10 protein-coding genes are annotated in these 12886 nt (G+C 62.5%); 7 read left to right on the top strand and 3 right to left on the bottom strand.

The genetic code is table 11. The features are described from left to right. Positions 1-36: 36 nt before the first annotated feature. Complete coding sequence (locus tag ACQY7R_RS02730) at positions 37-3336, bottom strand: hypothetical protein (protein WP_428304066.1); 3300 nt, start codon at positions 3334-3336, stop codon at positions 37-39. Between the two features lie 321 nt (positions 3337-3657). On the opposite strand from ACQY7R_RS02730, the gene ACQY7R_RS02725 reads away from it, so the two are divergent. The 7 genes from ACQY7R_RS02725 to ACQY7R_RS02695 all read left to right on the top strand — a co-directional run bounded on the left by ACQY7R_RS02725 (position 3658) and on the right by ACQY7R_RS02695 (position 10374). After that, a complete protein-coding gene (locus ACQY7R_RS02725) occupies positions 3658-4452 on the top strand; it encodes a response regulator transcription factor (RefSeq protein WP_428304065.1) in 795 nt (264 codons plus the stop codon). Between the two features lie 56 nt (positions 4453-4508). Beyond that, on the top strand, positions 4509-5975 hold the full coding sequence (locus ACQY7R_RS02720; RefSeq protein ID WP_428304064.1) for a hypothetical protein: 1467 nt from the start codon (positions 4509-4511) through the stop codon (positions 5973-5975). 304 nt (positions 5976-6279) lie between these two features. Next, positions 6280-7320: a DUF1559 domain-containing protein gene (locus ACQY7R_RS02715; RefSeq protein ID WP_428304063.1), complete on the top strand. Its 1041-nt coding sequence runs from the start codon at positions 6280-6282 to the stop codon at positions 7318-7320. A 143-nt stretch (positions 7321-7463) separates the two neighbouring features. After that, positions 7464-7919 (top strand): hypothetical protein, encoded by a 456-nt coding sequence (locus tag ACQY7R_RS02710; protein WP_428304062.1) that lies wholly within the window; start codon positions 7464-7466, stop codon positions 7917-7919. A gap of 320 nt (positions 7920-8239) precedes the next feature. Next, positions 8240-9295, top strand: coding sequence for an NAD(P)-dependent alcohol dehydrogenase (locus tag ACQY7R_RS02705; RefSeq protein ID WP_428304061.1), 1056 nt, complete (start codon positions 8240-8242; stop codon positions 9293-9295). A gap of 65 nt (positions 9296-9360) precedes the next feature. Beyond that, positions 9361-9651, top strand: a complete 291-nt coding sequence (locus ACQY7R_RS02700; protein ID WP_428304060.1) for a putative quinol monooxygenase — start codon at positions 9361-9363, stop codon at positions 9649-9651. Positions 9652-9699: 48 nt separating this feature from the next. Continuing rightward, positions 9700-10374, top strand: a complete 675-nt coding sequence (locus tag ACQY7R_RS02695; protein WP_428304059.1) for a type 1 glutamine amidotransferase domain-containing protein — start codon at positions 9700-9702, stop codon at positions 10372-10374. Between the two features lie 50 nt (positions 10375-10424). On the opposite strand, the gene ACQY7R_RS02690 is transcribed toward ACQY7R_RS02695, so the two are convergent. Next, a complete protein-coding gene (locus ACQY7R_RS02690; RefSeq protein WP_428304058.1) occupies positions 10425-10910 on the bottom strand; it encodes a VOC family protein in 486 nt (161 codons plus the stop codon). Between the two features lie 119 nt (positions 10911-11029). Further along, positions 11030-12652, bottom strand: coding sequence for a hypothetical protein (locus tag ACQY7R_RS02685; protein WP_428304057.1), 1623 nt, complete (start codon positions 12650-12652; stop codon positions 11030-11032). Positions 12653-12886: the final 234 nt, after the last annotated feature.

Genomic DNA, 12886 nt, shown 5'->3' with positions numbered 1-12886 from the left:
GAGTATCAATGGAAATCAAATCGAGTCGGCTGCGCGCTAAGTGGTGCGAATGCGTTTCTTGCGTGCCGCGGCGAGGGCCGCCGCCGAGCCGCCGATCGATAGTGCAAGAGACGTCGGTTCAGGCACGGCCGACTGAGTAACGACCGCCCGGGGAACGCCGAAATTATTCCGCCACATCGCCAAGTCATCCGCATCGACAACGCCGTTCCCGTTGCCGTCGGCGGCGAGTTCGGTGGTCGAACCAAAGGTGCGCTGCCACAACAGAAAGTCGGCGCCGTCGACGTCGCCGTCGATGTCGTAGTCGCCGGTCGGCGGAAGCGCTGTGCCCATCAGCCCGAAGCGATAGGTGTCGCCGAACGAGCCCGAGACGCCGTTGACATCGGTTCGCAGTACCAATTCGGCGTAATGCACGCCCAACTTACGGGGAGCAAACAAGATCGAGTTCCTGAGCTCAACCGAGAGAGCGCCCAGGGTCTCAAAGAAGCCGCCGGTCAGAGAAAACGACGCGGCGTCGGGGCCCTCGATCGTGGCGCTGTGAATCGTGAGGCCGGTCAACGAAAAGTCGTTGGCCGCGGCAGATCGAACGTAACCGTCCTCACTGAGGACGCCGCGGCCGACGTTTTGATACGTCAGCCGCTCGCCGTTGATCGAGCCGACCTTGGCAGAAATCTCCAGCGACGAGGGATTGGGGCCGTCGAACCAAAGCTTTAGGTCAGGTCCGACGAGGTCGGCCTGGACGTTCATCGTGTATTCCCGATCCTGGGCGTCGTCGTAATCGGGAATGAACGTGACGCTCCCGACATTAACGACCTGCTGCGTACGAGAATCGGGCTGCGTGTGTTTACCGAGCGTGACGTAAGAGAGCGTCGTCGCCGTTATCGTCGAGTTCTGAGCGATGGAGAACGGCCGGTCCGCGCCGGCGTTTACCCGGTAAACGCCAGGGGTCGTCGTCCCGGCGTGGCCGATGCCTGCGGCCGCGACGTCAAGATTTAGAACGGGGCCGATGCGCGTAAGGAGCGGTAGGTTGGAATTCTCGCCGAGCGGATTGGTAGCGTCGAACGCGGCCACTGGAGTCGCTTCCCCGAGGCGTATAGCTTGCAATTGGATGAGGCCTCGGTCCTCGATAGCAAGCGGATTGACCGCCGTATTGCCAGCGTAAGAGGGCGTCCCGATGAACCGTCGCGTGCCGCCGTAGAGGTCAACGTCCACTGTCGTCGTATGCGACCGATCGCGGCGTACAAACGTCCCCCACGTTTGCGTTGCTCCCAAGGTTCCTAGATTCGCTGGTCCTGTCGCACCAGGCGTGTAGGCGGGGTCGTTTACGTAGCCCGACTTGCGCAACGGCGTCGGCTGGGTGTGATTGAACGGATCGAAATCGCTGCTGAACGAGACTCGCGGGTTGCTGATCTCCGTGCCGAAGGCCGAGAAGACCATCAAGTCGTAGTCGGCGTAGTCCATGCCGAACTGTGAACTCGGCGATATCCGGGCGACTGCGCCGAGATCGCTGCTCGGGCGTCCGCTGGCCAATGCCGACGAGATGGCCGTGTCGAGCGCCGCGGAGTTGGTGGGGCTGAGCAACTTGCCGTAGGCTGCTGCGCCGCCTTCAAGGTTGGGCACATTCGGCGTATGCCCTGCTTTGATGTGCGGGGAGCTGGAAGCGATCGGCCTGTAGGTGGTGTACGGGTTTTGTCCGGTCGCGTCGAAGTCCCGGATCTGTAGGAGCGCCGACGAACCGCCGCCGTAATAGTTGAATAGCGAGGCTCCGGCGGCGGAGCCGCTGCCGCCGTTGGTGTTGAACGTCGCGCCCGTTTGCACATAGCCCGACGAAATGATCTGCACGCTGCCGCCGCTTCCTCCGGAGCCGCTCCCGCCGTGGCCGCCGTCGCCGCCGCGTCCGCCGTTGCCCCCTTTGCCTCCGGCGCCGCCGTTAACGCCTAAGTAGAATCTCCCCGCTTTCGGACCGAGGGTGGTCGCGTCGTTTCCGTTGTTGTTGTAGGCGAGGCCCCCAGCCTCTCCGAGCCCTCCGTTGGCGCCAGCCTGACCAGCCGCGCCCGCCGCTTCGAGCGAAGCAGAGTTCAACACTCGACCTTGAACCAGGAGCTGAATGCCGCCCCCGCCGCCGCCGCCCGCGCCTCCCGCGCCGCCGCCGCCCCCTTTTCCGCCAGCGCCGCCGTAACCGCCGTCGCCGCCATTAATCGCGGAGATTCCGGCGGTACTGGCGGATCCGCCGCCACCGCCGCCTCCGCCATTACCGCCGTACACTCCCAGGCCGCCGCCGCCACCGCCACCGCCGCCGCTACCGCCGCGAAGATGAGTGACTGTTGCGCCGAGCGTGTTCACCACCCCATCGCGACCCGTCACTCCGCTTAGGCCATCGCTGCCGGGGCCGCCCTGTCCGCCCTGTCCGCCGTGTGCATTACCGTTGTGCCCCCCGATGGGGTCGGGCGTCCCGCTTGGAGTGCCGCCTTGCCCGCCCAATCCGATAATCGTCGGAATGTAACCCCCTGTAACGGCGCCTCCGACGCTATTCACTTGCCGAGTCCATTGATTCGTCAGAGGATCGGTGGCAAAGAACTCATCTCCTTGCCCGCCCGTTCCCCCATGGCCGGAAGTCGACGCGGAGTATTCTTGGGAGGTAAAGGACTGCCCCTGCAAACTCTTCACGACCGGAATGGCGCCGTTCGCCCCGGGCTGGCCGTATTGGGGCGCTCCGATATCGCGATTCGGTCCGCCCGCTCCTCCGGGCGCCGACCCCGAGTAGCCGGTTGGATTCGGGTTTTCGAAACTTACGGTGTTTGTGTCGCCGACTTGGTTGCGATTGAGCGCCGCGCCGCCGCCCCCTCCGTGCCCGGCCCCCGCGCCGCCGCGAGTGCCAATTGCCGAGACGGTGATAAACGAGCCGGCGTTGAGCGTCGCGTCGTCGCCGACTTCGAGCTGGATCAACTTGCCGCCCGTGCCCCAGATGCTCTGGTTCGAGTTGAGCACGAGGTCGCCCGCCACGAAGAACCTCGATGCGATAGGATCGGCAGCACTGGGGATCGACATGCTTTGCGAATTCGAGCCCGGATCGACGCGCACGATCGCCCGGTCGCCCAGGTAGCGGACCGGCGTGCCGTTGATCGTGGCGTTCGTCGTCGTCGGGCCGATGGCGACGATCTGCGTTCCCGAGCCCATCCGCGCGATGATCGCCGCCTGCACCTCCGCCGGCACGGTGGCGCTATCCGTATTGAGAACGTAGGCAACCTTCTGCGCCGCCAGCGGCCGGTGGTTTATGCACGAGATCGCAAGAAAAGCCGTAGCAACGCGAAAAATGACTCGCAACGACCGACGCGGCATCGATTGACACTCCTTGAGGCGATCTGGTTTCTCGAGACGAGACCTGCTGGACAAGATCCATTCCCAGCCCGGCGATTGGCGCAGCACGGGACTCTGCAGCTTAGTCGGCCTCTTCTGCTGACGGTATCGCCTGTTTAGGGTAGGATTCGGCCCGGTAAAACAGGGGAAAACACCGCAGCAACCTGCACTTTTGATGGCGGCTGGATCAATCTGCGGGAGGAGTCTTGGACGGCTACTCCGCGCTTCACTCCATCAATAATTCGCCTCGCTAGCGTCCAACCATTCACATCTAAAAACGTTCGATTCGCAGAGACTCACCACTTGTCGCAGCACGAACTCACCGCCGCCGACCACGACCGCGTCTACCGACTATGGGATGAACTGGCCGCATTTCCCTCCGCCGAAATCGACAGCGCCTGGCGTCATCTCGCCGAAACGATCGCCGGCTGGATTGGCGCCAACACCGGCTTTTGGGTCGGCACCGTTCGCCTGCTCGACGGTGAGGCAGCCGAGGAGGACCTACTCCACGGTTGGCGGGTGAAAGTGATCACCTTCCTCCACCCTCCCAGCGAGGAAGAAGTGCAGGCCGCCCAGCGGGCCGTCGCTACCCGCCCGCCCGACCTCGGCATGGCCACCGTCGCTGCCGTCCGCGGCAGCGGCCGCTTTCGCGTTCACCGCCTGCACGATGGCTTCGTCGATTTAAAGGCGTTCCGCGAGACCGACTACTTTAAATCCCACTTCGTCGCCTTCGGCGTCGACGATCAACTGTGGGTCGCCGCGCCGATCAGTCCGCAAACCGAAGCTTATTTCGTTTTCAATCGCGCCGGTACGACGCGCTTCACGGAAGCCGACGCCGCCCTTGCCGGCTTCGCGCTCCGCGGCCTTAACTGGTTCCAACGCCAACTCTTTTACAGCCACGGTCTGCTCGTCGCGCAAGACCCGCTCACCCCGACGCAGCGCGACGTGCTGCAACTGCTGCTCTCCGACAAAACGGAAAAAGAGATCGCCGCGGAAATGGGCCAAAGCTTCCATACGACGCACACCCACGTGAAAGAGATCTTTCGCAAGTACAACGTGAAGAGCCGCGCCGGCCTGATGGCGGTGTGGCTGACGTAGCGTTCTGAGCGTCGCGCCGGCAGCAAGTCAAAACCTCGAGGACGGAGCCCATTCCCATGCCACCTCGCATTCTTGCCGTCGCATGCATCGCGCTGCTCTGCCTATCGAGCGCTGTCGCCGCAAGCAGACTCAACGCCGACGAGGTTGCCGCTGGAGCGCCAGACCATCGGCTCCTTGTCGCCGAAGTCGTCGACGATGAATCGGGCGAGCCCATCAAAGAATTCCTCGCGCTCCCCGGCGTGGGGCGCCTCAAGGTCTTAGGGTATCGTTGGCAGTGGCAGCCCCATCGAATCCGCAAATTCCAAGATGGGCGACTCGTCTGGCCTCCCGACGGAGAACGCGGTTACACGCAAGAGCAAGGCTTACGAATTGAAGCGGAAGGTTACCTGCCTTACGTCACTCCCACGATCAAACAGGCGGGGGAGCCCGCCGAGCCCCGTCGCAAGGACGAACAGCCTCCGGAACTCTCGCCGCCTTTAGTCATTACTCCCGGTCAGCCGGCTTCGCTCAAAGTCCGGCTCAAACGCGATCCCGGCATCGAGGGCCGCGTCGTCGACGCGCAAGGCCAGCCTCTTGCCGACGCGACGGTCGCCATCGGCATGGGGCACTTCCGCGGGCTGCACATTCGCGACGGCAAGCTTTACATTTGGCCTCCACAACGTCCGGACGAATCGTTGCAGGATGCCTGGTCGCGTCCCCGCCAAGTGCAGACCGACGCTGCCGGCCGATTCTGCATGCCGAGTGAGGTCGAAACGGCCCGCGTGCTTGTTGTGCATCCCTACGGCATGGCTGCGTTGCCTTACGAGGAGTGCGTCAGCGGGCACGACATTGAACTGCAGGCCTGGGGCGCCATCGAAGGGCAGGCGATCTGGAACGGCGTCCCCGCCAGCGGCGAGAAAATCCACCTCTTTGCCAAGAACCACCTTAACGAGGTCGTAGCAGACGTCGACGGCCGATTTCGCTTTGAACACGTGCCACCAGGCAAGGTGACGCTTGGCCGCGATTCCCTTCCTTCGGGCGATTGGACCTTCATCGCGACGAACCCCAATGCGACGGTCGATTTGCCTCCCGGCGAAACCATCGCGTGCACGCTCGGAGGAACAGGCCGGCCCATCGTCGGAAAGGTTGCCGGCTTCGATGATTGGCGGAACGTGTCGGTGAGCGTCCATCTCGATCTGCACTGGCCTTCATACAGCGTGCGCTCGGAAGATGATCCAACCATTTCTGCATTTTACGGCTTTGTTTCCTCAGAGTACTACCGGCACTACGACAAGCCGCCGTTCGGCATCGAGTCCGATGGATCGTTTCGTCTCGACGACGTTCCGGCCGAGCGGTACGCGATCGTCGTCACTGAGCGACGCGGCGACGAAATCGTTTGCCAAGGCGAGGGGCGTTTCCTCGTCAAAATGATGCCGACGGGAGCGAGCGCCGAGCCTCAAGACGTCGGCGTCATCGAGATTGCACCAGGTGTCCGTACCACCAGCAAGAAAATCGAGCTTAGCAAACCTGCGGCGAGCAAATGACGTAAACGCGGACCGCCCCGGCAAGCTGCGAGGCAATGCAAATCCGCAGTCCCGTGAAAGCGGGCGCGAGAGCTCGGATCGTCCTCCCGGGAGTCTTGTCGGCTCCAGCGTCCATGTGAAAAATGTGGATGTAACCAACGCAATAACACATTCCTCGATTTGTCACGTCCATCTACGATGTAACTAGGGATTGCGTCTTTTCTTCTTCTCCAGCGACGTCGCCCCTCGCCGCCTTTCGTTCTTATTGGGTTCGATTCTCTCTCACGAGACGGCGTGGTTTGCTAGCTCAAGGCGTGAGGTTCACATGTCATCGCGACAGCCGTTTCGCCGTGCTCACGGCGGATTTACGTTGGTCGAACTGCTGGTGGTGATCGCCATCATCGGCGTTCTAGTGGCCTTGTTGCTCCCAGCGGTGCAAGCTGCTCGGGAAGCGGCGCGTCGCAGCCAGTGTGCGAACAACCTGCGGCAGTTTTCGCTAGGGTGCCTCACGCACGAAGGCGCCATGAAGCGGCTGCCGGCTGGTTTCACGACGATGGCCGCCGGCGGCGACGTTCATCACACGTGGGCTGCCTACGTTTTGCCTTACCTTGAGCAGGGGGCGATGTTCAGCAATATCGATTTCAAAATCGCGTCGTGGGAGGCATGGGCAAAGGTCGGCTACGGAGACACCCAATCGCCGGCGGTCCCGTGGTTGTGGACGCAACTCGACATTCATCTTTGTCCCTCCGACCAACAGCGGAACATCCACACCGGCATTCCGCGCGCTTTCGCTCACGGAAATTACCTAGCCAACATCGGCTGGGGCTCGCCTTGGCAGCAAGTTGACACGGAAGCCGCATATGAGACTCGGCAGGCTCAAATGGTGATCAACGCCGCCAACTCGAATGATCCCGCGCAGAGCGGTGATTTGCGCGGCCCTTTCGAAAAGGTTTTCACTCCTCAGAACAAAGGCTTGTCGCTCAAGGCGATTACCGACGGAACGAGCAACACCGTCATGCTCGGCGAGGTTCGGCAGTACCCAGGCAATGACGGCCGCGGGCTGCTCTACCTTGGAAGCGGCCTCTACGATCATCGCTTTCCGCCCAACACGGCGTCGCAAGACCAGATGGAATTCTGTAGTGAAAAAGACGAAACGGGGGGCGTCAATCCAAGTGCGCCGTGCACCAACGCACTGGGCAAAGATTATCCGCGTCCTACGGCCCAAACGTCGCGCAGCCAGCACGCCGGCGGCGTGAATGTTTCGTTCTGCGACGGCCGCACGGTTTTCGTCAACGACGCCGTCGATCTCGCCGTCTGGAAGCGAATTTCCACCCGCGCCGGCGGCGAAGTCGCCAGCGAACTCTAACCGCAGTCCATGCCGTGCCTAGCCCCGGGCTCCGCCCGGGGGTGAGTCTCCACTCCGGAAGACGCAGTCGCGCGTGACGCCACCCCCGGGCGGAGCCCGGGGCTAGAAATACGCCACTCTGAACTTAGCCAGGCATCATTCGCATGATTCGCAACGCATCCAACGTCGCTCACGCTCAACGCCTCGCGTCGATGCTCTGCGTGCTCCTCGCCCTATCAGCAATCACCGGCTGCAATTCCGCCGGCTCGGGCCGCGCTGCCATCTCCGGCAAGGTCACTTTCGACGGCCAGCCGCTCAAATCGGGTGAAATCGTCTTCGAACCGCAGGGAACCGGCCGTCTCGGCATCGCCCAAATCATCGATGGCGCCTACCAGATGCCCGCCCAGCAAGGCCCCACACCCGGCAAGTATCTCGTCCGCATCACCGCCAACCGCCCCACCGGCAAGGCGGCGTCGCCCGCAGCCGATCCCTCCGGCCGTTCCACCGGCGTCGCATACGAACAGTACATCCCGGTGAAGTACAACGAGAAATCGACGACCACGGTCGAGGTCACCGCCGAACCGACCGCCGTCCACGACTTCGCGCTCACCGCTGGTTAGCGCGGAACTCGCTCAAGCTCAACGCGCGTCGAGCGACGTCGCTTCAAGCACTCCCTGGCGGCCGCTGCGCCAAATCATTTATTTGATTTTCGAGCGCGGCTCGGTTCTAATCCGCAACGAGTTCTGGGTCGGCCGCTTCGGCTGCGGATCAGATGCACTCCCTGATTCGCGGACGCGATGCAACGCCCGTGCTAGCCCCGCCGATTCTCCCGCCCTGCGCAAGTAGGTCGCCTGTTTGCTGCGGCCTGCGCAACACGCCGCCCCGCGGAACGTGCTGACGAACGCCACTTCCTGCTGTCGAGTCATCGAAGGAGATACCGATGAAAGCGGCGCGAATCCTCGAATACGGCAAACCCCTCGTCCTGGACGACGTTCCCGTTCCCGAGGTCCAACCCGACGAGGTGATGGTGGAGGTTCGGGCGTGCGGCATGTGCCGTTCCGACGTGCAACTCGTCGACGGGTACTTCCGGAGTTATGGCAACATTCCGATGCCGATCACTCCTGGCCACGAGATCACCGGCGTCGTCCGCCAACTCGGCGAGCTCGTTTCCAGGTCGTCGGCGATTCAGGAAGGCGATCACGTCGTCGTGGCGCCCGGCTGGGGCGACGGCACGTGTCGGCATTGCTTGGTCGGGAACACGCACATTTGCCCGAACGTCCGCTGGCCAGGGTTCGGATTGTACGGCGGCTTCGCGGAGTTCATTCCCGTTCCCGCTCGTTACGTCATCAAAGTCGATCAGCGGCTTAAGTTCGAGGAACTCGCCCCGCTCACCGACGCCGGCGTAACTCCCTACCGCGGTTTGAAGAAGCTTCGCGATGCCGGCGCTCTCGCCTCAGATCGCGTGCTGGGGATCTTCGGCATCGGCGGGCTTGGCGGATACGCGGTGCAATATGCGAAACTCCTCGGCGGAGGCGCCACCGTCGTCGCCTTCGCGCGTAACGCCGACAAGCTAGCCGTCGCGACCGAATATGGCGCCGACCATATCATCAACGTGATGGATAAGTCGCAGGCCGACGTCGTACGCGAGCTGAAGCAGGCGACAGGGCAGGGGGAGCTCGACGCGATCATCGACTGCGCCGGGGCGCCGCAAATGATGCAGCTGGCGTTCAGCCTGTTGTCGATCAGCGGCCATTACGTCGACGTCGGCCTCGTCGGCGATCGCATCGACATTCCGCTGTTTCCCCGCGTCTCGCGCGAGCAAACGTTCCACGGCTCGTTCTGGGGCAACAACCTCGATCTCAGCGAGATCATGGCCTTGGCCGCGCAAGGAAAAATCCGCCACACGATCCAAACGATCGAGTTCGATCAAATCAACGAGTACATCGACCGGCTGCGACAAGGCGAAATCGTCGGACGCGCCGTGATCAAGTTCTGAGCACCCTTCGGAGCAGGGCAATAGCGGGCAGGAGCGAAACTATTCTCACCGGCGTCGGTTGGTCTATGGAAAAAATCGTCGTCGTGAAGTGGAGAATTAAGGAGTCAGAGGCGCCGCGCATCTTGAAGCTGCTGCCCGAGTTGGCGGAACGAACCAGAGCCGAGGCAGGCAACGTTTCCTACGCTATCTACCAATCAGAGCAAGACCCTTGCGAACTGCTGCTGCATGAGCACTACCTCGACGCCGCTGCCGCCGAAGCGCACAAGCAATCGGATCATTACCAGAGAATCGTCGTTAACGAAATCATCCCCCATCTCGAGCTTCGCGAGATCGTTGTAGTGACGCGATTCGCGTAGCCTGATGGAATAACAAACCCGCCAACACGTCCGGCCAGAAACCATTTCATGTCAAAGAAAATTCTCATCATCGCATCGAACACCTCGTCAATCGGGCCGCACAAACGCCGCACCGGAATTTTTCTGCCGGAAGTCGCCCACCCCTACGCTGAGTTCGACCGCGCAAAGTACCAGGTCGACTTCGTCAGCCTCACGGGCGAGCCGCCGTTCCTCGACGCCCTGAATCTTGCCGCCGATCCCGACAACCTCGCATTCCTAGTCGGCAAAGGCTGGAGCGACATGCTCAAGGCGAAGAAGCTGGCGGACGTGGACGTGGGGACGTACGACGCCATCTTCATACCCGGCGGCCTGGCGCCCATGGCTGACATGCCGGAGCACCCGCTGCTGAAGCAAGTCATCCAACAGACCTACGAGCGCGGCGCCGTCGTCGGCGCCGTTTGCCATGGCCCCGTCTCGCTACTCAACGTGAAGCTCAGCAGCGGCGCCTACTTGATTGCCGGCAAGAACATCACGTCCTTCACGAACGACGAAGAAGAAAACTACGCGAAGGCCGACGTTCCCTTCGAACTGGAGACGGCACTTGTGAACCAAGGGGCCATCTTCCACAAAGTCGACCCGTGGCAGCCTAACAGCCTCGCCGACGGCAAGCTCGTCACCGGCCAAAACCCCGCCTCTGCGAAGGGCGTCGCTGAGAAAATGATCGCGCTGCTGAGTGCGGAGTAAGCTACTTCTCAACCACGGCGAAGCGTGTTTACGCCGACTGGTCGCCGACCTTAACCTCGATACGCCTTCTCGATTGCCGCAACGTCGATCTTCGTCATCTGCATCATCGCCTCGAACGCCCGCTTGGCGGCGGCTTGGTCGGGATCGGTGATCGCCTGTGAGAGGATAGCCGGCGTGATCTGCCACGAGATGCCCCACTTGTCGCGGCACCAACCGCACGCATTCGCCGCGCCGCCGTTGCCAATGATCGCGTCCCAGTAGCGATCGGTTTCCGCCTGATCGACGGTCGCGACCTGAAACGAAAACGCGTGGCCATGTTCGCAGCCGGGCCCGCCGTTGAGTCCGAGGCAGGGGATCCCCATCACGGTGAACTCCACGGTCAGCACGTCGCCTGCTTTCCCTGCCGGATAGTCGCCGGGGGCGCGGTGGATCGCGTCGACCGACGAGTCAGGAAACGTCGCCGCATAAAACCGCGCCGCCTCTTGGGCGCCGCCGTTGTACCAGAGGCAAATGGTGTTCTTGGCTGGCTTCGACATGAAAATTCTCCGTTGTGCTGAGCAGCCCGGCGGCGAACCGCTCCGGCTGATGAGATTGAAGGGTGTGTAGCTTGAGAGCGACCGTAACGCGATGCTGCGGGCCCTAAGAAACGCTGCAACTAAAGGAAAATATAGCGAGAACGAAGAACCACGGCGCAGCCTGCCAACCACAGCACGCGAGTCGCCGGTTCTGGAACAGCAAGCACCGAGCCGGCCGAAGCGCCGAAGTTGCTCTTCCAAACGCTCAACTGCTGCGGCCCAATCGCAACGCCCGTCGGATCATTGGGGAGCGCACCAGCCGCACTACCAACACTCCGCTGCCAAACCAAAAAATCGCCGCCATCGACGTCGCCATCGTCGTCGTAGTCTCCCGCCAGGCTCAGGTGCACGCCCGGGTCAATAAGGATCGCCTGCGAAAACGCCGGCAGCGTCAGCGTCGACGCGGGGACGTTCGCCAGCGTCCAGGCGCCATCGAGCGGATCGGTGTTGAGCGGATGAAACGTGGCGCCCGCGCCGCCGCTCGCCTGCCGCAGCCCCTGCAACCCGCTGACGTCGACCGACTGCGGCGTTGCGTTCGCGTTCACAATCCACTTTCCCCAAGCAAAATTCCAAACTTGGGGTTCATCGATCGCGGTGGCCGAACCGACTCCGTAGACGCCGCCTGTCTCGGGCGTCGGCAAGCTCGGCGTCGAGCCCGCCGCGGTCGGATTCGCTAGGTTCAGCCACTCGTTCCGCGCAAACGTAAACGTATTGGGCAGCGTCTCCGGCCCCACGTTTACGGCCGTGCTAAACTCCGAGGCGGTGTCGTTGTAAACGATGCGATTGTCGTGAAAGCTGCCGTTCTGCGTGTCGACGATCGCCGACCCGCTGTTCTCGTTCAAAATCCGGGCAACCCACTGGCCCGGTCGGCTCACGACATTGTGGTGAAAGGCGCCGCCGTCGATGTTCACCCACGAGAACGACGACGAGCCGCCGATGATGACGTTGCCTTCGGCGACGATCTGGTTCGCTTCGTAGTCCGAATCGCCGTCGACGAAGCGGAAAAACGGCGTCCCCGTCGATCCGCCCGCTTGCACCGCTCGGCCCGAGCCCCGCGGCAAGTCAATGCGGTTGGCCCGGAACGTGATATCCTTGCAGCCCCCTTTGGGCTGCAGCGTCGTGCCCGAGTTGGCCGAGTTCGTGTGAGTGAAATTCGAATTCTGAATCAACCCGCGATGACAGCCGACCATGTCGACCGCGCTGCCGCCGACTCCCCAGTTCAGCACGCGAACATTCTCAATCAAGAAATCGTTGACGCCCGACAGCTTGATGCCGTCGTTGTTGCCAGCGGTGACGATGTCGCGCACGGTGATGTTCCGCAGCGCCAGATTCGTGGCCGGCGTCTCGAACGTGCCGCCGTCGTCGATGTTCAGGCCGTTGCCGGTCTGATTGCGAAACACGAGATCGGCGATCGTCACGTTCGCCGGATCGCTGAGCTGGATCCCGTTGCTGCCGCCGTCGATGATCGCCTGATTGGCGGGGTCGGCGCTGCGGATCGTCACCCCCTGCAGGTTGGCGCGAAAATGCCCGCCGCCGTAGGTCCCCGGCTGCAAGATGATGGCATCTCCGGCGCCTGCTGCCGCAAGGGCCGCCGAAAACTGCGCGGTCGTCGAGACGACGCGATCGACGGCCGCGGCCTCGCTCAAGTGAAACGCCGCGAAACACCAAACAACGCCGATAGTTCTGCGATTGGAGCGGATCATCCGCGCATTATACCCGATTGCCGCCAACCTCGGGCGGCGCCGACGCGGTCGGAGGTTTATGGGCCCTAAGACGCATCACAAGTCGGGTGGGATAGTCTCAAAGGTCCCAAGTCGGGGCCATGCGGCAAGGGTTTCTGCACCGCAACGGCGTCTCGCGGGCTCGCGCCTTCGGGGGGCGAGAGCACGTCTCTCGGCCGTGATTTCGATATTAGAATCTCCAATAAATCTCCGACT

Origin of the sequence: Lacipirellula sp. (assembly GCF_965279485.1) — a bacterium.
GTDB lineage: Bacteria > Planctomycetota > Planctomycetia > Pirellulales > Lacipirellulaceae > Lacipirellula.
This window is presented reverse-complemented; position numbering and strand designations above follow the sequence as displayed.

Excerpts from the sequence above, each read along its gene's own strand:
- ACQY7R_RS02690 (WP_428304058.1), bottom strand. The coding sequence starts at position 10,910 with ATGTCGAAGCCAGCCAAGAACACCATTTGCCTCTGGTACAACGGCGGC.
- ACQY7R_RS02705 (WP_428304061.1), top strand. The coding sequence starts at position 8,240 with ATGAAAGCGGCGCGAATCCTCGAATACGGCAAACCCCTCGTCCTGGAC.
- ACQY7R_RS02695 (WP_428304059.1), top strand. The coding sequence starts at position 9,700 with ATGTCAAAGAAAATTCTCATCATCGCATCGAACACCTCGTCAATCGGG.
- ACQY7R_RS02730 (WP_428304066.1), bottom strand. The coding sequence starts at position 3,336 with ATGCCGCGTCGGTCGTTGCGAGTCATTTTTCGCGTTGCTACGGCTTTT.
- ACQY7R_RS02710 (WP_428304062.1), top strand. The coding sequence starts at position 7,464 with ATGATTCGCAACGCATCCAACGTCGCTCACGCTCAACGCCTCGCGTCG.
- ACQY7R_RS02715 (WP_428304063.1), top strand. The coding sequence starts at position 6,280 with ATGTCATCGCGACAGCCGTTTCGCCGTGCTCACGGCGGATTTACGTTG.
- ACQY7R_RS02720 (WP_428304064.1), top strand. The coding sequence starts at position 4,509 with ATGCCACCTCGCATTCTTGCCGTCGCATGCATCGCGCTGCTCTGCCTA.
- ACQY7R_RS02700 (WP_428304060.1), top strand. The coding sequence starts at position 9,361 with ATGGAAAAAATCGTCGTCGTGAAGTGGAGAATTAAGGAGTCAGAGGCG.
- ACQY7R_RS02685 (WP_428304057.1), bottom strand. The coding sequence starts at position 12,652 with ATGATCCGCTCCAATCGCAGAACTATCGGCGTTGTTTGGTGTTTCGCG.